Consider the following 22,794-nt stretch of genomic DNA (forward strand, 5'->3'; position numbering starts at 1 on the left):
CCTTGTTTTTTTATATATTTTTTTTTTTTTTTTGAAAATGTGAATTATCTTCTGATAATTAATAAATTATATTTTTCCAAGAAATGCATTTTTAATTTTTGTAAAAACACCTTCCTGATATAGAGATTTGAGATTGCCACTTAGGGCTAAAAGTCCGATAAATCCGACAATTACAATCAAAGCAAGTATAATCCCGTACTCGACCATTGATTGACCTTTCTCTTCTTGTGTAATAAATTTATAAGTATCTACGATAGTAACTTTAAAATCTTTTCTAATAGCATCCATAAATTAACTCCTTTATTTATAAGTCCTGTTACAATTCCTATCATAATAAATCCAGCTAGTGGAATATATGACTTCATGGTTAGATAATGTGTCATCAAACCATAAACTATGTAAGCCAACATGACACTCATAGTAATAAAGATACCAAATATTAAATCAGGATAGCCTAATAAAAAAGACATAACCATCATTAGTTTTAAGTCTCCGGCTCCTCCGGGCACAGTCTTAAATAAAAACTTCCCAAAGATTAAGAAACTTCCGACTAATAATATAAAAGTCCCTATTGATGAAGCTATACTATTTAATAAATAAATTATACCGCCATCAATAAGTCTAAATGGTATACTTATTACAACCATTAATAATATCATTTCATTTGCAATAATTCTTACTTTATTATCCACTAAGGTTCCAACACATGCAATAAATGAAAATATTAATAGAAATATAAATTTCCAAAGCGGAAAATATATAAGTCCTAAATAAGATACCAATACCCCAACAGTGAATGATAAAAAGTAACCGAATATTTTCGAACTGTGCATATGACTATAAGGTTTTCCATTTTTATTTTCTTTGTACTCTATAAGCTTGTCTGTACATATAGGTACGAAGTAAACAAAAATGAATCCAATCACTATAGGGATAATATAATTTAATAACCCTTCCAAATAATTCTCCTTTTTCGTTTTTTAGTCATAACTGACTTTTTTATTTTACATCTCTGAACTTTTTTGTCAATTTCTAACGCAAATTTTTTTCGTTTTGCCTCCAGAACAAATGAACATTCATTCAAAGATTTTAAATTAATATTCAAAAAAACTTGAATATTTTTATATATTTTTGCTTGAATTTAATTTTTTATAATTTTTTTTGCATACAGAAAAGATGTTACATTTTTTTAATAAATGTATATTTACTCTATTTTTATTAATTTTAAATTTTCTATTAAAAGCTACCCCCCCCCCTCAAATTTTGGCTTATTTACAGGTTTTAGTGAAAAATTGTATTTTTTCACTGAAAAATTTTTGTCATAAAATAAACAAAAATATTATTTTTAACGTTTATATATTAATTAATTTTATAACAAAAAAGTTATATAACATTATTGTTATAAAATTATTATTCACTTTTTTCACTTTTTTACACTTTTTTGCGAAATGCGTATTTTTACACGTTTATAGCATATACTGAAAATATGAGTTTTATAATATAAAATTAAATATTTATGCCTCATTTTTAAAAAAATCCTTTTTAAATTTAAAGTTTTTGTGTAAATATAGCTATTTCATACAATATTAACCACTACATATAGTGTAACTACTCAAATAATGATTTAATAGTAAAAAATTCTTTTTATAGATATATTAGTTATTTTTTCATATTTTATTTTCATTTTTTGTAAATTTTTTCTAAAATATAATAAAATTTTTGACGAAAAATGCCTATTTTTACAAAAAAGTTATATAAATACAGTTGGAATTAATAGTGATTTTATAAAAATATAATTTAATGGAAGTTTTTTATATGAAAATACCGGCGAGCTCGTTTCGTGATGACTTACGAAAGGAGCTCACCGGTGGGTTTTCTTGAAAAATGTATTTTATTATTCTATTTTTGATTTAAATGCTTTTATTAAATTCATTTTATTTCCATAATTTAGTGTCCCCTGTCTATATATCTTAATGGAAATTATGGACATAATCGCTGTGGTTACTATCAATATAATAAAACTCAAAGCAATTTGATATAAGGCTACATTACTTCCTAATGATCTTGTAAGCATTGAAGTCGGCGATGAAAATGGCACAAATGATGCAACTTTCAATATAGTTGAATCAGGTTTTGTCATTAATCCCATAGGTATAAACGTTGCAAACATCACTAAAATCATTACCGGAGATAGTGCTTGATTTAATTCATCCAATCTTGAAACAAGTGAGCCGAGAGCAGCAAATATATAGAAATACATTGTCACACCGACTACGGTAAATAACACTAAAACTAATATATCTGTTGTTTTTATTTCTGATATGATTGTCTTTATAGTGTTTGACACTTCAGGTTTATCGTGTAAATTTATCATTAATCCCACTACGGCAGATAAAATAGTTAAAATTAAATTAACAAAACTTGTAAACACTCCGGAAAATACTTTTCCATGTATCAAAGCTGACGATTTAACATTTGTAATTAATATTTCCATTGTCCTTGTTTCTTTTTCTTTCGCTACATTTGTGGCAATTTGTGAACCGTGTAGCATTATTATCATATATAAAAACATAACACTGAAATATGACAAGATAGTGCCCGACATTGGGTTTCTCCCAAATGATTCAATTTCAATTTTTGGAGTGACAGAATCAATTTCTATAATTTTATTAACATCAATGCCCAGCTTCTTATATTCTATATTGTATTTGTAATTTTCCTTTAGTATATCTTCTATTAAATACGCCCTAATAGTACCTATACTGCTTTTACTAATTTCTGAAATTTTATTTGAGCTTTTATAAAGTTTCGCACTTATATTATCTTTTAATAAAATCCCCTCCGCAACTTCTTCCTTTTTAACTTTTTCTTTTAGTTCATTCTCATTATTTACCTTTATTAAATTATATCTTTTTGAAAGTGTATCAATAACGGACTTATCAACTCCCTCTTTAGCAAAATATGCCAAATCTTTTTTACTATCATTTGGCAATGATTTTTCATTTATTTCAAACTTTGAATTTGAAGCTTTTCCCGAATCCATATAATTTGTAATTTTAGGTATAAATGTTATACCAAAAAATATCGCACACGATATTAAAAGAGAAATTAAAAATGTTTTTTCCTTAAATTTTTGCTTTGTTTCAAATAAAAATACTGTCAATATATCTCTCATATTACACTTCCTTATCTAATTCAATAAATATTTCTTCCAAACTAGGCTTGTATGGTTCAAACCTCAAAATTTCAATATTATTTTCAATAATTTCTTGTAAAATTTGATTTGTGTCCATATCCTCATTTAATCCAAATATATATCCGGATTTTATTTCATCCAATATAGATATCGACTTTATTTTACTTAATTTTTCAAATAATTCACTTGAATTTGATTCAATCAAATATTTTCCATTTCCCTTGTCAGCCTTTATTCTTTCCAAATTATCAGACAAAATTATTTTGCCTTGTTTTATAAATGTAACATCATCACAAAATTCCTCCACATAACTCATTTGATGTGATGAAAAAATAACTATCCTGTTTTTTCTAATAAATTCTGAGATAATATCCTTTAATACCATTGAATTTACCGGATCCAAACCGCTAAATGGCTCATCAAATACTACAATATCCGGGTCATTAATTATCGCTTGTAAAATCTGAACTTTTTGCTGATTTCCCTTAGACAATGTTTCCAGTTTCTTATTAGCATATTCACTAAGCTCTACTTTCTCCAATAATTGTAATGCAGATTTTCTAGCCTCTTTAGATTTCATCCCTTTTAATTCCCCAAAATATACAAGTTGGTCAATTATATTAATTTTTTGATACATACCTCTTTCTTCAGGCAAATATCCAATCTTATATTTTCTTCTATCAAATGGCTCTCCATCTAATAAAAATTCTCCGCTATCCGGCTTAAATACATTCATAAGTGTTCTGATAGTAGTCGTCTTTCCTGCACCATTCCTACCCAAAAATCCCATAGCCTTACCGCTTTCAATAGAAAAACTGACATTATGTAAAATTTGTTTTTTATTAAAACTTTTATTTATATTTTTTAGTTCTAATCTCATGTAACCTCTCCTTTAATACTTTTTACTATAATATATGTATGACATAATATATATCAAATAAATCGCACCAATAATAACAAGCAACGATTCTCTTAATGAAAAATCTATATTAAATGTTGCAAATACTATGCTCATAAACGACAATATTATTAAAATTATTATCAATGTTGTTTCTGAAGTTTTTTTACCAATATATTTTATTCTTTCATCATTTAATTTAGCATATAATTTTTTTAATTTTTCTTCACTTCTCAATGCTTGTATATTTCTTAAAATATAGAATATAAACACCAAAATCATTCCTGTAAAAAATCCCCTTACAGATTCCATATTAGTGTTTTTACCTGAATAAACTATACTAAACACAAGCATAATTACAGCAAAAAACAATATTACAGAAGTAATAATTGTCTTATTTTTTATCTTTTTTCTAAATTTTTCTAACATATTACTCCTCACTTTTGATATCCTGCATTTGTTTATCAAATAAACCCCTTAAACTTTTACAACTTGTTGCTCCTCCACTTTTGATATCCTGCATTTGTTTATCAAATGAACCTCTTAAATTTTTACAACTTGTTACTCCTCCACTTTTGATATCCTGCATTTGTTTATCAAATAAACCCCTTAAATTTTTACAACTTGTTACTCATCCACCTCGCTAAAATCAAATACTTCCTCAATAGTCATACCAAAATATCTTGAAATTTTATATGCTAAAACTAGCGATGCCGTATATTTTCCATTTTCTAATGAAATAATTGTCTGCCTCGTAGTGCCGAGCTCATTTGCCAACTCTTCCTGAGTAAGTTTTCTGCTCTTCCTTAATTCTGAAATTCTATTTTTCAAATCCTCCCTCCTTATTTTTTATCTGCGTAGTTTTGTATTTCTTAACCTTAATCTATTTTATGTGCGAGGTTTTTGTTTCTAAAATCAAATAAAAATGTTAAGCTAATTTTACAAAATAAGTATAGTAAACTTTACATTTAAAGTCAAGTTTATTTTACATTATATATTAATTTTAAAATCTAAAAATAGCAAATCATGTAATTTGTATGTTTTTTTGATTTACAGGTAATGCCTGCCCCGCAAATTCATGTATATCAAATATTTTTACAATTTACAGGTAATCTGAGCTCGGCAGCACTCGGTAATTCATGTACTGCAATTATTTTTTTATATTACAGGTAATGGCTGCCTCGCAAATTCATGTATATCAAATATTTGTACAATTTACAGGTAATGCTATCCGCCTTGCTCATGTATAATGAATATTTCTTTGATTTACAGGTAATGGCTGCCCCGCAAATTCATGTATCTCAAATATTTTTACAATTTACAGGTAATGCGAGCTTGGCTGCCCTCGACAATTCATGTACTGCGATTATTTTTTAATATTACAGGTAATGGCTGCCTCACAAATTCATGTATTTCAAATATTTTTACAATTTACAGGTAATCTGAACTCGGCAGCCTTCGACAATTCATGTACTGCGATTATTTTTTAATATTACAGGTAATGGCTGCCTCACAAATTCATGTATATCAAATATTTTTACATTTTACAGGTAATGCGAGCTCGGCAACACTCGACAATTCATGTACTGCAATTATTTTTTTATATTACAGGTAATGGCTGCCTCACAAATTCATGTATTTCAAATATTTTTACAATTTACAGGTAATCTGAGCTCGGCAGCCTTCGACAATTCATGTACTACGATTATTTTTTAATATTACAGGTAATGGCTGCCTCGCAAATTCATGTATATCAAATATTTGTACAATTTACAGGTAATCTGAGCTCGGCAACACTCGGCAATTCATGTATAATAAAATTCTCTTTCATTTACAGGTAAGATTATTAAATTTTAAAATTTTTTTATTTAAATTTTACCTATAAATAAAAAATTTATCGAAATTGCATGAGTAGAATAAAAATTTTTACCTGTAAATAATAAAATTAAAATGTATACAGGTAAATATAAAAATATTGTAATAATAATGACAGTATACTCTAGTGTATTTTATGTAATAATAGGTATATGGAGGTATTTATGAAATTAACAAAAAAATATATTAATGATTTAATTACAAAATATACAATTATTAGTGAACAAATCAGAAAATTCAAGTTGCCTAATATTGCTGGCACGTTGCAAACTTACTTATCTAAAGGATGTTATCAATATTATATTAGAATAAAAAATCCGGAATCTAATAAATTCAAAAGAATATACTTAAATAAATCGGATAAAAATAAAATACAAATTTTGGCACAAAAAGAATATCTATATAAGGCTAATAAAATTGTAAAAAAAAATTTAAAGGCTTTAGAATATTTTAATAAAAATTTTGATGATGCAGCTCTTGATAATTTATATGAAAATACGCTTAAACCTAAACAAAATTTTATATCGCCAATAACTATGACAAAAAATCAAATTTTTAAGAAATGGAGAAATATAACTTATACTCCAAAACCAATTACTGATGAATTTATAATTATTGCTAAAAATGGCGAAAGGGTTAGATCAAAAAGTGAAAAGATATTAGCCGATATATTTTATGATAACAGGTTAGAATACAAATATGAAAAACCGTTAAATTTAAAGAATTTAAGCATTAATCCGGATTTTACTTTTTTAGATAAAGATACTTGTAAGGAAATTTATTGGGAACATTTTGGTATGATGGATAACTTAAATTATGTTTCAAGTGTTATCGATAAAATAGAATCCTATCAAATGAATAATATATATCTTGGAGAAAGATTAATTATAACCTTTGAATCTTCAAATAAAAATTTAAATTATTTATTAGTTAAAAATTTAATCAATAAGTACAATTTTCTCAAACGATAAAAACAAATATACATGTACGAGGCGGGCCACATTACCTGTAAATTGTAAAAATATTTGAAATACATGAATTTGCGGGGCAGCCATTACCTGTAATATTGAAAAATAATCACAGTACATGAATTGTCGAGGGATGCCGAACTCAGATTACCTGTAAATTGTACAAATATATGAGATACATGAAATTGTAAGGGTGACATTACCTGTAATATTAAAAAATAATCGCAGTACATGAATTGTCGAAGGCTGCCGAGCTCACATTACCTGTAAATTGTAAAAATATTTGAGATACATGAAATTGTAAGGGTGACATTACCTGTAATATTAAAAAATAATCGCAGTACATGAATTGTCGAAGGCTGCCGAGCTCACATTACCTGTAAATTGTACAAATATTTGATATACATGAATTTGTGGGACAGGCTTTACCTGTAAATCAAAGAAATATTCATTATACATGAGCACGGCGACCCACATTACCTATAAAGAATATCCTTAGATATATAACAACAAGCCGTGCAAGTTTTGGTTGATAAGTTCCAAGCCCTGCACGGCTTAATTTTTAATTAAAATCCGTTATTTTCAACTAATTTCTTATACCAATGGCCGGATTTTTTGATTGTTCTTTCTCCTGTTTCAAGGTTTAATTCAACTAATCCGTATCTGTTTTTATATGAATTTAGCCATGACCAACAATCGATGAAGGTCCAAACATGGTAACCTATACAATTTGCTCCTTCTTCTATCGCTTTGTGTAGATATGTTAGGTGTTCTTTGATAAATTCTATTCTGTAATCATCTTGAATTTGACCATTAACCTTGAATTTTTCTTCACCTTCGACCCCCATGCCATTTTCGGACATTATCCATTCTATATTGTTATAATTATCCTTAATATACATGGCTATATTGTAGACAACTGAAGGGTCTATTTCCCAACCTCTGTGGGGATTGATTCTTCTGCCCGGCATTTCATAGGGTTCGTAGAAGTTTGTTGGAAAAAATATTGCATCTTTTTTAATTTCATATTGAACAGCTTTTACTCTTAGTGGTTGATAGTAATTTACGCCTAAGAAATCAATTGTATTATTTTTGATGATTTTTAAATCCTGTTTATCGACTGTTGGTAATAAATTGTATTGTCTTAAAAGGTCAATCAATTCGGGTTGAAATGTGCCTTTGATGGAAGGATCTAAAAATGATCTTATTGCAAACATTTCTGCATATTTTGCTGCTTCTAGATCTTTTGGATGTTGTGATCTGGGAATAGCAGGTGTTAAATTTAATACAATACCGATTTTAGATGTTAAATTTAGTTTTTTAAATTCTTCAATTGCTCTTGCACTTGCAAGTTGTGTATGAAATCCAACTAATATTGCTTTTTCAGGACTAACTTCCAGGGGATAGTGATATTGCAACAAATAGCCGCATTCAACATGGACAATTGGTTCATTAAATGTAAACCATCTATCAACGTATTCTCCAAATAGCTCAAATGCAGTTTTTGCAAAATTTGCATAATGTTCAACAACATCTCTGTTTTCCCATCCACCAATATTTTGCAATTCTACCGGCATATCAAAATGATATAGATTTATAAATAGGGTCAGGCCCTCATCTTTAATTCTCTTAAATACGTCCTTGTAAAATTCAACAGATTTTTGATTAATTTCCCCATATCCTTTTGGAAAAAGTCTGGACCAACTTATGGATGTGCGGAATGAATTTTGTCCTGTAGCCTTTAATAATTTTATATCTTCTTTATAATTTTCATAAAAAGAGCTTGTTTTTGATGGACCGATTTGATTGTGAAATTTATATGATTCTTTTTCAAACCACAAATCCCAAATATTATCTCCTTTTCCATCACCTTCAACTCTTCCTTCACTTTGTGTAGCTGATGTAGCCGACCCAAAGTAAAATCCTTCAGGAAATTTAATCATTATTTCCTCCATTAAAATTATTTAGTCCATTTTTTGCAGCACCCACCAATCCGGCATCATCGCCAAATTTTGCAACTTCAATAAATATTCTATTTTTTAAGCCTTCATAAACTTTATTTTTTGTAGCCTCTATTACCTTATCAATCAAAAATTGATTTTTTGTGATTACCGACCCCCCTAAATAGAAAATTTCAGGTTCTATTATTTGTAATAAATTTGCTATAGCTCTTGAGAAATATTCTGTCCATTGATCTATGATTTCTACCGCTTTTTCATCATTTTCAGCATATTTTTCAAATAATTCTTTTGTAGAAATATCTGTTTTATATACTTGTGTAGCTTTTTTTGATAATGCAGTACCGGAGCATAGGCTTTCTAATGTCCCCGCATATAATTGACTATGATTTCTATCATCATCAGAAATTATCATCAATCCAAATTCACCGGCATATACTTTTTTTCCTTCCATAAGCTCACCTTTATAGACTATGCCTCCACCTACTCCGGTGCTTACTGTCATGAAAACTATAGTTTCTCTATTATCTCCTACCGCTTGTGCCATTGCCGCAGCATTGGCATCATTTGTTAAAAATGCTTTTCTATTTGTTTTTTCTTCTATTAGCCTTAAAAATGGCTTGTTTCTCCATTTTGGTAAATTGGGAGCATCCAAAATCATACCCAAATCTTTGTCTAAAGGTCCGGGAGAACAAATCCCTACAACTTTTGTTAAACGGTCAGGGTCAACTTTATTAATCATTTCAGATATTTCATCTATAATATCATCAAATTCCTTGTCACCTGTCTGTGTAATTTGTTTTGAAATAATATTAAAATTTTCATCAAACAGTGCAACTCTGGCACTTGTTCCACCAATATCTACACCTATTGATTTCATAATCTTACTCCTTTTTCTATTGATTTTAATAAGTTTGAATATGCTCCATATAAATTATTGTCATTATAAAATGTTACCGGTCTGATATTTATGTAGGCTAAATTAAATGGCTCTTGTCGTAAAAATTTTTTAAGTTCTCTTATGTATTTTTCAGATTGTGAAATACCGCCGCCAATATATATAACCTGAGGGTCATATATATATTGAATATTGTACAATCCCATACACATATATTGAAACATATTTTTAACTTCACTATAAAATGGTTCTACTTTATTAAAATATTTTTCTAATACAATATGAGGTTTTTCAACTATATTATATTTTTCTTTAATCCTAGATACTACATTTGGAATTGTAGCAAGCCTTGAAAAATTTGTATATTCTCCTTCTATATTTTTTAATAACATATAGCCAAATTCTCCGGCTTCAAGTCTACGCCCTCTAATAATCTGTTTATTTTTTATAATTGCTCCGCCAATTCCTGTTCCCACAATTACAAATGCAATATCTTTTTCTTTTGGTTCATCCATAAACATTTGAGCTAATGCAGCACAATTTGCATCATTTTCTATCGCCACAGGCAATTTAAACTTATCTTGTATATGCTTTGCAAAATTATATTTATGAATATAATCTATAGCACTCAAACCATAAATATTACCTGTTTTTGAATCAACTGTTCCGGGACTGCTAAATCCGACTCCTTTTATATTATATGTGCTAATATTTTTTTCCACTTGTTCTTCAAGCATTGATAAAAATTCCTTAAGAGTTTCTTTTCTCTCAATAGAATACTTTTTTATTATTTCTTTGTCTTTTATAATTCCTATTTTAGTAGACGACCCACCAATATCAAATATTAAATACATAAAATTCTCCTACATTTTTTTCTTATGCTATGATATAATTATACTTGTATACGATTAATTGTACTCATAATGAGGTGATAAAATGAATAAATCATATAAGTTTATAAAAAATCTTATTTCAAAAAAATCCATTAAACTTTCCCATTTAGAACAAGAATTTCTTGATAGACTTGGAGAAAGTAATATTGAAATTTTTGATTCTTATATAAGCGAATTATCTAAAACATTCTACATTTCAAATTCTACAATCACTAGATTTGCTAAAAAACTAGGTTTTGATGGTTTTAATGAGCTTAAATTTGCTCTTCAAAATATTCAAGAACCCGAAAAATATCAAACACAGAAAATTTATACCTCTGTAATTAATGATATTAAAGAATTTGATAAAAATGTTGTAGAATTAATTCATAATTTAGATAAATTCCACAGAATAGTAATAGTCGGCATAGGCTCTAGCGGTTTAATTGCAAATGAAATGATGTTTAAATTAGGCGAAATCGGATTAAACAATCTTGACTACGCTAAAGAACCATATGGAATTAACATTCTTTCAAATAATTTATCCGAAAATGACTTATTAATATGTATTTCACTTTCCGGTGAAAATACTCACATATTGGAAGCTTGTGAAAATGCAAAAAATCGCAATGCTACAATTTTCTCCATATCCGGAAATGTTAATTCTTCATTAAAAAATTATTCTGATTATTTACTTAAAACCCCTGGATATTCTACTTATGAATATTCCATATCTAAAATGTTACCAATATTAATATACATTGATATAATTTGTGAAATATATACTAAAAGGGATTAAACCCTTTTAGTATTTTTTATTTCTTTATTTTCTAATAATCTTTTTGCCCAAATATGTTAAAATCGCTTCACAAAACATTGAATTTGACCATGAGAACCACTCTCTTGTAAACTTAGACGGATCATCTACATCAAATCCTTCATGTAACAGATTTGTATCTGCATCAGTTGTCTCAAACCATCTTAATATTTGTTCAATTTCTTCTTTATCTGTTGATGTCATTAATTGAATTGATAAAGCAATATGCCAAATGTATCTTTCCGGTGTATGTGGTGAACCCACGCCTTTGGCAGCTTTTCCTTCATAAAAATATGGATTCAATTCTGAAAGTACAGCTTTTCTTGTATTTAGATATATGTCATCATTTTTTGATATATATCCTAAATAAGGTAATGACAATAAACTCGGAACATTAGCATCATCCATAAATAATTGATTTCCAAGACCGTCGACTTCATAAGCAAATATTTCACCAAATTTTTCATTTTTCATCATGCCATATTTTTTGATGCCATCATTAATTTCACTCGAAAGCTTTTTCATTTTCTCAATTAATTCAGTATTTTTAAAATTAATTTCTTCCAACATTTCTACCGTCTTATTTAATGAAACAACTGTAAATGCATTAGCAGGAATTAAATACTGTAATTCGCATGAATCATCACTTGGTCTAAATCCTGACCATGACATGCCTGTAAATCCTACCGGCGTACCCATATTTGATTTTCTTAATGAATCACTTGGAGCCCATGGATTTGGTCTTTCAAATCTGTATGGCGAATTTTCATGATTTTGTTCGAGTATTAATTGATCCACTAAAACTTCCATCCATTTTGCTATGTGATTATCAATAATAGATGCATCTTTTGTTTTTTCATAATACATGTGAAGTAATTGGAACATATATGCTATCGAATCCAATTCGTACTTTCTTTCCCATACCCACGGGCTATCAAAATCGGTTATATCATCATGTGTCCATTTTGAATCATCCCCCGTTTCATTAAAAGCATTTGCATATGTGTCTTTTTCAATGCAGAACCATTGTCTTTTTATTACTTTTTTAATCAGTTCATCAGCTTCGTTAGATTCAATATAAAACAAAGGTCTGATTTGTGCACTTGAATCCCTAAGCCACATAGCAGGTATATCTCCTGTTAAAACGAAGGCATCTTCTCTATCTGTAATTTTAATGGTAGTTGTGAATGTATTTTGAATTGCATTTTTAAACATTGCTTTAAGTTTGGTACTCAAAGTGGAGTTTTCAACAAATTCTATCAATTCATTTACAATATTTTTCATTAATCCTCCCATTTAATTGTTCTAATCTCATATGGATTTAAGAAACTGTTGTTTAAGGATTCATCGTTTAACGACTTACGTCCTAAAATATCACATATTTCACCATTTTGAACATATAGTCTATGTGTTATCTTATCAGGATTGTAAACTCTTAAAATCCTTTCTCCTTTTTCATTTCTGTACAATGTAGAGAAAATATTTGAACCTAAATTCATATCATAAGATGTATTTGCTTCGATTTTACCTTCATTTTTAGCAATTTGTGTTGTAAAGTAAGGCACTCTATTTCCCAATGCCCTTTGCCATGAAGATACATAATCCTTTACGAAGAAATCTAAATGAAATTCAAATTTTAAAAACTCTTGACATTGTGCATCAGGTGTTGGAAAGTATCCCCAGTCCCCCATTTCTCCAACAGCTCTAAACAAGGTCAATGCTAAACCATCTTCTGTTTGCTCATATTCTTGAACACCAACTGAAGATATTGTAAATCCGCCATCTTTATCGTGCATTTCCACAAATCTGTTAAAGTTTTGAGTAAAATCCGGATTTTCCCATGTTTTTGGAGGATAAGCATCTCTTGAAACAACTTCAAATATAGACTCAGCATTTACTTTGTCCGTATCTAAATTGTGATCAATTAAGATTCTCATTCTATGATCTTTAGCTGTATTTTCAAATTTTATTTTAGCTGTAATTGTTGACTTTAGCTTATCTATTTTAATTTTCTTATATACTAAGATGTCTACATATTCATCACAACGTGGAGCTGTTCTATTTTCTACTGAAATTACCAATTTTTGTTCATCTAATAATTGTTGTGATGCACTTTTTGGCACAGAGATTCTTTCAGTCATCTTTATTTCATAAAGTTTAGTTGTCAACTCTTCAACTGAGTAGTCAACTAAAGTTGAACTCTTAATTACCTTTTTATCTCCGGATTGTCTATAAATATATTCATTTCCGATATCTCCACTATCTTCAATCATGAATACATTTTTATATACTTTATTGTTTCGCTTGTCAGTTATTGTTAATGTTGCATTGTCTTCAATCTTCAAATTCAAAATATTTGTATCAACTTCTCTAGTGTCAATCATATTTGGTTTTCCAATATAATCTTCCTTAGGTACCAATCTGAATATTCTTCTTTCAAAAGGATCTAACTCCGTAACAAACTTAACTTGAATTTTTCTTGTAAAGTATCCTCTTCTAAATTGATTATCCGGTAATTCATAATCAAATAACACTCCCAAATCTTTTACATATGTGTCATATTCGACATAATCATCAACAACTCTTAAATTAGGGATTCTTTCTTTTTTCATTTCTTGAGTAAATTTCAAATATTCAAATCCTGAAAAATATCTCTTAGCATATTCTATTTCGATAGTTGCTTCTTTTCTTTGATGATAAGGTGTAGTATTTATAACTGTAAACACATGTTCTTCCTTATAATCATTTTTAATATTTTCACTCAAATATTTCTTTGCCTGATTTTCAAGATAATCCAAGCCTTCAACACAAGTCTTAAATCTTCTTATATTTCCATCATGCACAGAATCTACCGAGCAACCACAAATGCTATCATGTGGATGATTTGTAAATAATGTCCTATAAACATAATCAATTTTATCTACAGGATATTTTTCTTTATCAAACAACATTGTATAAAGTGGCTGAACAACTTCTTCTAATCTCATTTCAATAATTTTATTGTAATTTTTTAATCTATATCTTGATGATGAAGTTCCTTGCAATGTCCCCCAACCATTTGTAGTTTGAGATCTTAGTTCGCCCTTAATTACTGATAGTTTTGAACCGTCTACTTCCGATGCAACCGATTCATAGTAATTATCTAAGTTTGAATGTATGAATTCATAATCTTCATATAGTGTATTTGCTTTTTCGATAATTTCCCCAATATTTTTTTGTACAGGAGAATGATCGCAACCATTCATCAATAATAAATGTCTTGTTGAGGCATATTTTTCCATATCCTCAATTTTCTTATCGAGATATTTTTTCATCAATTCAGTTTCATAAGGAATATCCACTCCATTACAATACCAGTTCGCAAATAATATACCTAAAACTTTTGACCCATCCGGTGATTGCCAATACATTTCAGAACTACTTGATGTATAATCTTCAAAAACTACATTAGCAAAACCGGTAGCTTTTACACCTCTACCAAAATATGCATTGTTAATGCCTGCTTTTTTTAGAATTTGTGGTGCTTGACCTATATTTCCAAATGTATCCGGGAAATATCCAATTTTTGCAGGCACGCCCAGTTCTTCAGACTTTTTCATACCGATTTCAAGGTTTCTAACATTTGATTCTCCGGAGGTTAAAAATGAATCTTGAAGAATGTACCAAGGTCCAATTATAATCTTGCCTTCTTTTATTAATCTATAGACAACATCTCTATTTTCCGGTCTAATCGCTAAATAGTCTTCTATTGGTAAATAATGTCCATCCATTTGAAATGAGATAAATTTATTGTCTTTCGAAGCTTCTATAATCCCGTCAATAAGATCTACAAGCCTCATCTGATGGCTAACTAGGGGCATATACCATTCTCTATCCCAGTGAGAATGTGATACCACATGAACTATTTTTTTCATCTATCCTCCTAAACTAAATATATCTTTATCTAATATAATTTTACAATCAAAACTATCTAAACACAAGTATTTAACAATAATGACTGGATATTTAATAGTTACAGCTTACATACAATTTTTTTGAAAATAAGTTCAATTCTGATATATGTTTTTATCAATAAAAATATTGGAAGTATTTTTAAAAATCACCGCTTTTTCTTTTTCAATTTCAAATTTATTATTTATTATTTTTATATTTTTATGAATAGATACTTCTTTGTTTTCATTTTTCAATATCGGCTCTATCCAAATTGATTTAGTATCATTTAATTTCAAAAATTCTTTATTATATTTAAAAACATTATTTTCTATAATCATATTTTCAATTTTTCCCGATTCATACCATTCATTAGCATCATTTGATAAGTATATTGAAGCCATAGTAATATTTTCAAATATATTGTTTCTTATTACTGTTTTTTTTCTGGTAGTACATAGTAAAGCTCTGGATGGAACATTTGAAAATTTATTATTTTCTATTAAAACCTCCGGAGTATAAGTTATATTTTCTGCTACATATTTACCTTCATTATCAATTTTATCATTTAAATAATCAGGTAAGTCTTTATCAAAATAAACTTCCATATATTGCAAATTATTTGAATATTCTCCGGGATTAGTTACATCAATAACTCTATAGGACTTATTTTCAACTTTTTCTAAGGTTTCCCTGTTAAAAAATTCCACTTCATTTCCAACAAAAAATTGCTTAAATCCCCCTTGTTGATGGTGTACATATCTCATAATAGCTTTGTTTTTTTCAACCTCTTCCACTCTCACATATGTACCATGTATATTGATTGAATCATCTAGGGACGAATCAAAAATACAATTTTTAATTTCAATTTTACCTTTTAATCCCGAAACGTGAATGGAATCAGCAAAACTTGATACAATATGTTTTTCATTTCCCATAAATTTACAATTTTCAAAAATCACATTTTCTGACATTTGAATTAAAAGCCCAAAACCATGTAAATAATTGAAACTAACATTTTCAAATTTTATATTTTTTGATTCTATAATTGAAAAACCGGCATTATTTCTATCATAAGACTCATTTAAGCATATCATATAATCTTTTTTTACAGATTTTGGTATCTTTTTGTAAAAAACTCTTACACCGTCACTAAGTTTTTCAATTGAAATATGATTAATTAAAGGTCCGTCATTTATATCCATTCTTTTACAATATTTATTTTTTAGATCAAAAATTGTTACCGCATATGATTTAAATTGATTTTTCCCCATCCAATAATAGTGATTCTCATTTTTTTCTGAAGTCCAAATTATATCATTTTCTTCTAAATAATAATTAAATGCTTTAGGAATAATAAAATCAACATAGTTTAACTGTTCATTTATATTTTTAACATATAGCTCTATTGATGTAGGATTATAATAATCAATAGTTAAATTTTTTATTGTTATATCGCAACAATTTTTAATTAAAAATGTATTTACATCGCCATGAAAAACTAATTCGGCTTCATTTCCATCTATTGTGTATCTATTTTTATTTTCTACATTCAGCATTATATGCTTATATGGATTTTCAATTGTATTTGTATTTGAAAAATGAACATTTATATATTCTGAATCTTCTTTAAAAAAATCATATTTTGAATTTTTGAATTTGATATAATCATCTCGATTTTCAATTATATTTTTTATTTCATTTATTTTCATATCTTCTCCAAAGAAAAAAGGATGGGAAATACCCCATCCTCTAATATTTTTCAAATCTTATTTATGATTTTTTGCATACCAAGCATCAAATTCAGCTTTTAATTCTTTAACAACTTCATCTGCTCCGGCAGCTTTAACACGTTTTACAAACTCATCATAAACATTCATTCTACCATTTTGTAAATCAACAATACCGTCTCTTGCAGCTAAAACATTGTCAATTTTTGTTTGTAGACCTTCACTTGGGTTAAATCCTAAGTCAACAGAAGGCACAATTGGTTTTACATATGCATCTATCTTTGCTTTTAACTCAGGTGAATTAATATCTGCACCTGTTGGTTCTGGGATTCTTACGTCATTTGACCATTGATTTCTCCATGGGTTCCATCCTTCTTGTTTATCAACAGGAACTGCTCTACCGTCTTTAACGTTGTAGTGTGTACCTTCAATACCCCATGCCAATAGGTTTTGGATTTTTTCATCAAATCTTGCTAATTCTATAAAGTTTACTGCTTCTGCTGCATGATTTGTATGTGCATAAACAGATGTTAATTTACCTTGTATATTGTCATTGTATAAGATATTATCTTCTGCAATTGGAACTGCTACTACAGGTGTTTTATTTTGATCTGTCCATGTTGCTTCTGAACCAGGTTCTCCTTCACCTCTTGATACTAACCATTGATCTGGTTGTTTTTGTGTTTCTTTTAATGGATTATTTTCTGTACCTGATTCTTTTCCTAAGTATCCTGCATCTCTATATTTTGCAACTAATTCAAATTTTGCTTTTAACTCAGGTGATGTTAAGTAATTTTCTACTGTATATGTGCCGTCTGATTTTGTTCTGATGAAGTTATTTAATCTTCTTTCTGCCCATACGTCACCTCTCATTGGTGTTTTTTCTGGGAATTTTTCTTTATAAGCTTTTAATATAGGTTCTAATCCTTTAACGTCAGTAATATTCTTTACATCTTCCGGTTTCTTACCTATTTTTTCTAATTCTTTTACATTCCAAATAAACATATCTCTTGCCATTGGAGCTTTATCAATAATTGTTTGGATACCATATAATTTTCCATCAATTGAAGCCCCTGCTTTTTGAGCAGCTGTTAAAGATTTTGCCAGTTTTGGAGCATTTTTTTCTAAATATGGATTTAAATCCAATAATGTTTTATCAGCAACCAATGTTTTGAAAGGTCCTAACCATGAAGCTGTTGTAGCTAAATCAAATTTTTCTTTATCAGCACCTCTAGCTAATAAACCAATCTTTGTTTCATAGTCTCCCCATGAAAATGCCATAAATTTAATTTTGTAATTAGCTTTTAATTCTGCTAATCTTTCGTTAATTTTTTGAGCAACTTTATCCTTGTCTTTTCCTGAAGCGTGTACCAAATATGTAATAGTTGGTTTTTCTTTCTTTTCTCCCTGCTTAGTTTCTTTCTTCTTTTGGCCACATGCTACCAAACCAAAAACTAAAACTAAAGCTAATAATGAAGCTATAATTTTTTTCATATATATTTTCCTCCTAATATATAAAATATATTTATCTTGTTTAGAAGAGTGTTAACTCTTACTTACAAATATATTCTACTATGAAAACTATCTTTTGACAACGAATTCATATATAAAGATTAAGTTTTCTTTTTTAAATCTTTTTTTTATAAAAAAATGATTATATTTTCATAATGTAACTTTTATGTAACCAGTGTATAAGCTAACTAAACTTCTTAAACTCAACTATTATACGGGATATCTCATATTCAAATTTTTTTTATAAATTATAATTATTACAATTTCTTAAAATCTTTTTTGTAATTAATTCATTTAAGCATTTTTTATAAATTTATTTTTCAGAAAATAAAAAATGTGAAATCATATTCTTAATACGATTTCACATATAAAATTTTATATAATTATTCTTTAACTGCTCCTAATGTTAATCCTTGTACAAAGTATCTTTGGAAGAATGGATATGATAAAGCTATTGGGAATGTAGTTACTACAACTATCGCCATTCTAATACCGTCAGTCGGTAATGATTTCAATGCTTCCATAGCAGCAGGTCCCATGTGTGAGCTTTTTAATATAACAACTTCCAGTGTTCTCTGAATTTTAATTAACATATATTGTAATGTTGAATATGGTGAAAATGTATCATCTAAATAAATCATAGCATTAAACCAATCATTCCAGTATGCTAATGTTAAGAATAGTGATATTGTAGCGATACCGGGTAATGAAATAGGTAAAACAATTTTGAAGAAAATATCAAACTCATTTGCCCCATCAACCATTGCTGCTTCAATCAAAGCAAATGGAACACTTGTTTGGAAAAATGTTCTCATAATTACCAAATAGAAAGTATTAAATAATAGTGGTAATAAAAGTGCTAATGGTGTATTTTTTAATCCTAAAATATTTACCATAACAATGTAGCTGGCAACCATACCACCACCAAATAACATAGGAATAAATGCAATTGTATTGAAAAATCTTCTATACAAGAAGTCATTTCTTGACATCGCATAAGCATAAGTAATTATTGTAAATGTACCTAAGATTGTACCAACTATTGTTAATATTACCGAATTCTTAAATGCATTTAATATAGAACTACCATTTCCAAGAATTTGTTTATATGAAGCCAATGAAATTTCCTTAGGAATAATTTGATAACCATATTGTGCAATTGATTCTTTTGTACTTATAGATATTGAAAATACATATAGTAACGGGAAGATACACATAGCTGCAATCAGGAATAATAAAATATTAAATAAAATATTTGTTCCACCAGAAATAGCTATACTTGATTTTAATTTCTTTTTTGCCATTTTGTCCTCCTCCTTCTAATAAATTGCTCTTTCAGGGTCAAATCTCTTAACAATCTTATTAGCTGTAAATACTAAAATAAATCCTATTACGGATTGGAAAAATCCTATAGCCGACGATTGTTTTATGTTTTGGCTGTTCATCAGTAATTTATATATATAAGTATCGATAACTTCTGAAACATTTCTTAATGAAGCAGCTCCACCACCACTGTTTGGTATGTGGAAGAATAGCCCGAAGTCTGATCTGAAGATACCACCTAATGATAATATAAATATAATAATTATAACAGGTCTTAATAAAGGTATAGTAATATGCTTTGCTTGTTGCAATTTACTTGCACCGTCAATTGAAGCAGCTTCATATAAAGATTTATCAATTCCTGATAATGCCGCTAAATATATAACCGTATTATATCCCAGCCCTTTCCACGTATGTAAGAATATATAGAAGAAAGGCCAATATCCCGGCTGTCTATACCAATCAATTCCTTCAAGTCCAAACATTCTTCGTATTTGGTTAAATAGCCCTGTATCATTTTGTAACATTGCATATACTGAATAGGATATAACTATCCATGATAAAAAGTATGGTAAAAATGTTGCAGTTTGATAGGCTTTTGCCATTCTCTTATTTAAAAGTTCGTGTAACATTATAGCTACGATTAAAGGAACAACAATATTCAATGTAATAAATACCATGTTGTACATCAATGTATTTTTTGTAACTAGCCATGCATCACTTGTTTTAAAGAAAAATTCAAAGTTCTTTAATGTCCATTCACTCTTAAATAGACTTGTAAAGAAATTTCCGTCATAATTTTTGTAATCCTTAAATGCAACTACTAAACCAAACATTGGTAAATAGCAGAATACAATTAACCAAATCAAACCAGGGACTGTAAACCACGCTAATTGTAAACTTCTCTTACGAGAATCTTTATTTATTTTATTGTTCTTTTTCATTTTTCCCTCTTATTTTTTATTTAATTTACTTAGAATTAACTTATGAATATAAGCTAATATTAATGAATATATCGGAATACCAATCGCTATTATTTTAAATGGATATTTTGGAAAATGATATGCCATCCAAATAAAAATAAATACCATAGCTACCGTAATTATTCCATACATTGCCGAAAGCAAAAATGAATTATTTATTGTTTCTCTTATTGACTTTGTTTCATATAATGCAAATTGTATAGTCGAGTAAATTATATTAGGTAGTATCATCATTATAATCAATGCAAATAATATCCAAAACATAGTATTTACTTTTACTATCATGACATATGTACTATTAAGTCCAAAATATAATAGTGAAACTGCTACAAAATAGTAAAAATAATTTTTAATAAAATTTTCCCTTAATGATTTAAGAAAAAAAGGTTTATAATATAATTCATTTTTAAATATAATCTTATAAATTGCATATGTTAATGATTTTATTGCCATAAAATATAAAGTTACTAACGGAATAAATAAAATCGGAAACTTTATTATATTTCCTCCTTTTATAAATAGACCAACTAAAATCAAAGGCAAAGTCAAGATAAATGTATAAAATATATTTATCAAATATGCTAATATTTTTTCAGAAAAAGCATATAGCCATTCAAACATTCTATTATAATTCATTAAAATAAACTTTCCTCTGTTTCATCATCAAATAATGTAATCTTTGAAGCATCAACTTTAATATCATATTCTATTCTTGATTCATCAAATTTATCAACGTCAACATTAATCTTTGAAACAGCTTTTTGCCCGGAAATACTACCGTGTAAAATATATTCATGTCCAAGTAATTCTGAAACTTCTACATGCATCTTCATGTGTGCAGTTTCTGTAAATTCTTCTTTATCAAAATCTACAAGTCTTAACTCTTCAGGTCTGATACCTAATGTAACTGATTTGCCTTCGTATTTTTTAATTACATCTTCATGTCCCTTTGGTAAATATACGTCTAAATCATTTGCAACAAATCTTCCATTTTCAATTTTACCACTAAAGAAGTTCATAGCAGGTGATCCTATAAAGCTGGCAACAAATTTATTTGCCGGTTTACTATATATTTCTTTTGGTGTACCAATTTGTTGAACGTAACCTTTACTCATAACAACAATTCTTGATGCCATTGTCATAGCTTCAGTTTGGTCGTGTGTTACGTAAATTGTTGTTGTTTCCATTCTTCTATGCAATTTTATCAACTCGGATCTCATTTGAATTCTCAATTTAGCATCTAAGTTTGATAATGGTTCATCCATTAAAAATACATCTGCTTTTCTTACAATAGCTCTTCCCAAAGCTACCCTTTGTCTTTGTCCACCGGATAATTGCTTTGGTTTTCTATCTAATAATTCTTCAATTTCAAGAATCCTTGCAGCCTCTTTAACCATTCTATCTATATCATTTTTAGGTATTTTTTTTAGTTTTAACCCAAATGCTAAATTGTCATAAACTGACATATGTGGATATAAAGCATATGATTGAAATACCATCGCAATATTTCTATCTTTTGGTGGCATATTATTTACAAGTCTATCATTAATATATAACTCTCCAGCAGAAATATCCTCCAATCCTGCTATCATACGTAATGTTGTTGATTTTCCGCAACCGGATGGTCCAACAAATACAATAAATTCCTTATCTGCAATATCTAAATTAAAATTGTGTACCGCTTGGAATCCATTATCATACACTTTATCAATATTTTTTAAATTAAGTGTTGCCATAGTTCCTCCTAAATTTTTCACTTTCATATATATTCTATTACAAAAAATAAATTTTGACAACGATAGCAAATTTTTGAAGATATATTCATAAAACAGTA

19 protein-coding genes are annotated in these 22,794 nt (G+C 28.3%); 2 read left to right on the forward strand and 17 right to left on the reverse strand.

Going from position 1 to position 22,794, the window contains the following annotated elements:
- Nucleotides 1–66: 66 nt before the first annotated feature.
- The 6 genes from ABGF45_RS05680 to ABGF45_RS05705 all read right to left on the reverse strand — a co-directional run bounded on the left by ABGF45_RS05680 (nucleotide 67) and on the right by ABGF45_RS05705 (nucleotide 4,925).
- Nucleotides 67–288 carry a Flp family type IVb pilin gene (locus ABGF45_RS05680; protein ID WP_134712059.1) on the reverse strand — a complete coding sequence of 74 codons (222 nt, stop codon included), beginning with the start codon at nucleotides 286–288 and terminating at the stop codon, nucleotides 67–69.
- The gene (locus ABGF45_RS05685) at nucleotides 249–959 is read right to left on the reverse strand and encodes a prepilin peptidase (protein WP_408112392.1); all 711 of its coding nucleotides are present in this window, start codon (nucleotides 957–959) and stop codon (nucleotides 249–251) included. Before ABGF45_RS05685 ends, ABGF45_RS05680 begins: the two co-directional genes overlap by 40 nt.
- A 935-nt stretch (nucleotides 960–1,894) precedes the next feature.
- Nucleotides 1,895–3,175, reverse strand: a complete 1,281-nt coding sequence (locus ABGF45_RS05690; protein ID WP_408112644.1) for an ABC transporter permease — start codon at nucleotides 3,173–3,175, stop codon at nucleotides 1,895–1,897.
- A 1-nt stretch (nucleotide 3,176) separates the two neighbouring features.
- A complete protein-coding gene (locus ABGF45_RS05695; protein WP_408112645.1) occupies nucleotides 3,177–4,076 on the reverse strand; it encodes an ABC transporter ATP-binding protein in 900 nt (299 codons plus the stop codon).
- Between the two features lie 12 nt (nucleotides 4,077–4,088).
- A complete protein-coding gene (locus ABGF45_RS05700) occupies nucleotides 4,089–4,523 on the reverse strand; it encodes a hypothetical protein (RefSeq protein ID WP_408112646.1) in 435 nt (144 codons plus the stop codon).
- Nucleotides 4,524–4,721: 198 nt separating this feature from the next.
- Complete coding sequence (locus ABGF45_RS05705; protein WP_134744585.1) at nucleotides 4,722–4,925, reverse strand: helix-turn-helix transcriptional regulator; 204 nt, start codon at nucleotides 4,923–4,925, stop codon at nucleotides 4,722–4,724.
- Between the two features lie 1,208 nt (nucleotides 4,926–6,133).
- Between ABGF45_RS05705 and ABGF45_RS05710 the strand changes: the two genes are divergently transcribed.
- Nucleotides 6,134–6,940: a hypothetical protein gene (locus ABGF45_RS05710; protein ID WP_134712069.1), complete on the forward strand. Its 807-nt coding sequence runs from the start codon at nucleotides 6,134–6,136 to the stop codon at nucleotides 6,938–6,940.
- A 563-nt stretch (nucleotides 6,941–7,503) separates the two neighbouring features.
- On the opposite strand, the gene ABGF45_RS05715 is transcribed toward ABGF45_RS05710, so the two are convergent.
- From ABGF45_RS05715 to ABGF45_RS05725, 3 genes are read right to left on the reverse strand one after another with little or no spacing between them, the layout of a single operon-like run.
- Nucleotides 7,504–8,880: a glycoside hydrolase family 1 protein gene (locus tag ABGF45_RS05715; RefSeq protein WP_134711971.1), complete on the reverse strand. Its 1,377-nt coding sequence runs from the start codon at nucleotides 8,878–8,880 to the stop codon at nucleotides 7,504–7,506.
- Nucleotides 8,873–9,775 carry an ROK family protein gene (locus ABGF45_RS05720; RefSeq protein ID WP_134744489.1) on the reverse strand — a complete coding sequence of 301 codons (903 nt, stop codon included), beginning with the start codon at nucleotides 9,773–9,775 and terminating at the stop codon, nucleotides 8,873–8,875. The genes ABGF45_RS05715 and ABGF45_RS05720 overlap by 8 nt, the downstream gene beginning before the upstream one ends.
- A complete protein-coding gene (locus tag ABGF45_RS05725; protein ID WP_408112647.1) occupies nucleotides 9,772–10,647 on the reverse strand; it encodes an ROK family protein in 876 nt (291 codons plus the stop codon). The genes ABGF45_RS05720 and ABGF45_RS05725 overlap by 4 nt, the downstream gene beginning before the upstream one ends.
- Nucleotides 10,648–10,729: 82 nt before the next feature.
- On the opposite strand from ABGF45_RS05725, the gene ABGF45_RS05730 reads away from it, so the two are divergent.
- A complete protein-coding gene (locus ABGF45_RS05730; protein WP_134711974.1) occupies nucleotides 10,730–11,464 on the forward strand; it encodes a MurR/RpiR family transcriptional regulator in 735 nt (244 codons plus the stop codon).
- A 24-nt stretch (nucleotides 11,465–11,488) separates the two neighbouring features.
- Here the strand turns inward: ABGF45_RS05730 and ABGF45_RS05735 are convergent, their stop codons facing one another.
- The 8 genes from ABGF45_RS05735 to ABGF45_RS05770 form a co-directional block, all read right to left on the reverse strand.
- A complete protein-coding gene (locus ABGF45_RS05735) occupies nucleotides 11,489–12,766 on the reverse strand; it encodes a glycoside hydrolase family 125 protein (RefSeq protein ID WP_408112648.1) in 1,278 nt (425 codons plus the stop codon).
- Nucleotides 12,766–15,396 carry an alpha-mannosidase gene (locus tag ABGF45_RS05740; protein WP_408112346.1) on the reverse strand — a complete coding sequence of 877 codons (2,631 nt, stop codon included), beginning with the start codon at nucleotides 15,394–15,396 and terminating at the stop codon, nucleotides 12,766–12,768. The genes ABGF45_RS05735 and ABGF45_RS05740 overlap by 1 nt, the downstream gene beginning before the upstream one ends.
- Nucleotides 15,397–15,528: 132 nt before the next feature.
- Nucleotides 15,529–17,124 carry a right-handed parallel beta-helix repeat-containing protein gene (locus ABGF45_RS05745; protein WP_408112649.1) on the reverse strand — a complete coding sequence of 532 codons (1,596 nt, stop codon included), beginning with the start codon at nucleotides 17,122–17,124 and terminating at the stop codon, nucleotides 15,529–15,531.
- Nucleotides 17,125–17,181: 57 nt separating this feature from the next.
- Nucleotides 17,182–18,636 (reverse strand): hypothetical protein, encoded by a 1,455-nt coding sequence (locus ABGF45_RS05750; RefSeq protein WP_134711978.1) that lies wholly within the window; start codon nucleotides 18,634–18,636, stop codon nucleotides 17,182–17,184.
- Nucleotides 18,637–19,037: 401 nt separating this feature from the next.
- Nucleotides 19,038–19,958 carry a carbohydrate ABC transporter permease gene (locus tag ABGF45_RS05755; RefSeq protein WP_134711979.1) on the reverse strand — a complete coding sequence of 307 codons (921 nt, stop codon included), beginning with the start codon at nucleotides 19,956–19,958 and terminating at the stop codon, nucleotides 19,038–19,040.
- A gap of 15 nt (nucleotides 19,959–19,973) precedes the next feature.
- Entirely contained in the window at nucleotides 19,974–20,921 is a 948-nt protein-coding gene (locus tag ABGF45_RS05760; protein ID WP_134711980.1) for a sugar ABC transporter permease, read from the reverse strand.
- Nucleotides 20,922–20,930: 9 nt separating this feature from the next.
- Nucleotides 20,931–21,596 (reverse strand): hypothetical protein, encoded by a 666-nt coding sequence (locus tag ABGF45_RS05765; protein WP_134711981.1) that lies wholly within the window; start codon nucleotides 21,594–21,596, stop codon nucleotides 20,931–20,933.
- Nucleotides 21,596–22,696: an ABC transporter ATP-binding protein gene (locus ABGF45_RS05770; RefSeq protein ID WP_134711982.1), complete on the reverse strand. Its 1,101-nt coding sequence runs from the start codon at nucleotides 22,694–22,696 to the stop codon at nucleotides 21,596–21,598. Before ABGF45_RS05770 ends, ABGF45_RS05765 begins: the two co-directional genes overlap by 1 nt.
- Nucleotides 22,697–22,794 lie beyond the last annotated feature (98 nt).

Origin of the sequence: Helcococcus sp. KG196, from assembly GCF_046035495.1 — a bacterium.
Classification (GTDB): domain Bacteria; phylum Bacillota; class Clostridia; order Tissierellales; family Peptoniphilaceae; genus Helcococcus; species Helcococcus ovis.

Coding starts and splice junctions, on each gene's coding strand:
- ABGF45_RS05765 (WP_134711981.1), bottom strand. CDS start 21,596: ATGAATTATAATAGAATGTTTGAATGGCTATATGCTTTTTCTGAAAAA.
- ABGF45_RS05745 (WP_408112649.1), bottom strand. CDS start 17,124: ATGAAAATAAATGAAATAAAAAATATAATTGAAAATCGAGATGATTAT.
- ABGF45_RS05695 (WP_408112645.1), bottom strand. CDS start 4,076: ATGAGATTAGAACTAAAAAATATAAATAAAAGTTTTAATAAAAAACAA.
- ABGF45_RS05740 (WP_408112346.1), bottom strand. CDS start 15,396: ATGAAAAAAATAGTTCATGTGGTATCACATTCTCACTGGGATAGAGAA.
- ABGF45_RS05700 (WP_408112646.1), bottom strand. CDS start 4,523: ATGTTAGAAAAATTTAGAAAAAAGATAAAAAATAAGACAATTATTACT.
- ABGF45_RS05755 (WP_134711979.1), bottom strand. CDS start 19,958: ATGGCAAAAAAGAAATTAAAATCAAGTATAGCTATTTCTGGTGGAACA.
- ABGF45_RS05720 (WP_134744489.1), bottom strand. CDS start 9,775: ATGAAATCAATAGGTGTAGATATTGGTGGAACAAGTGCCAGAGTTGCA.
- ABGF45_RS05680 (WP_134712059.1), bottom strand. CDS start 288: ATGGATGCTATTAGAAAAGATTTTAAAGTTACTATCGTAGATACTTAT.
- ABGF45_RS05760 (WP_134711980.1), bottom strand. CDS start 20,921: ATGAAAAAGAACAATAAAATAAATAAAGATTCTCGTAAGAGAAGTTTA.
- ABGF45_RS05770 (WP_134711982.1), bottom strand. CDS start 22,696: ATGGCAACACTTAATTTAAAAAATATTGATAAAGTGTATGATAATGGA.
- ABGF45_RS05690 (WP_408112644.1), bottom strand. CDS start 3,175: ATGAGAGATATATTGACAGTATTTTTATTTGAAACAAAGCAAAAATTT.
- ABGF45_RS05730 (WP_134711974.1), top strand. CDS start 10,730: ATGAATAAATCATATAAGTTTATAAAAAATCTTATTTCAAAAAAATCC.
- ABGF45_RS05750 (WP_134711978.1), bottom strand. CDS start 18,636: ATGAAAAAAATTATAGCTTCATTATTAGCTTTAGTTTTAGTTTTTGGT.
- ABGF45_RS05715 (WP_134711971.1), bottom strand. CDS start 8,880: ATGATTAAATTTCCTGAAGGATTTTACTTTGGGTCGGCTACATCAGCT.
- ABGF45_RS05735 (WP_408112648.1), bottom strand. CDS start 12,766: ATGAAAAATATTGTAAATGAATTGATAGAATTTGTTGAAAACTCCACT.
- ABGF45_RS05725 (WP_408112647.1), bottom strand. CDS start 10,647: ATGTATTTAATATTTGATATTGGTGGGTCGTCTACTAAAATAGGAATT.
- ABGF45_RS05710 (WP_134712069.1), top strand. CDS start 6,134: ATGAAATTAACAAAAAAATATATTAATGATTTAATTACAAAATATACA.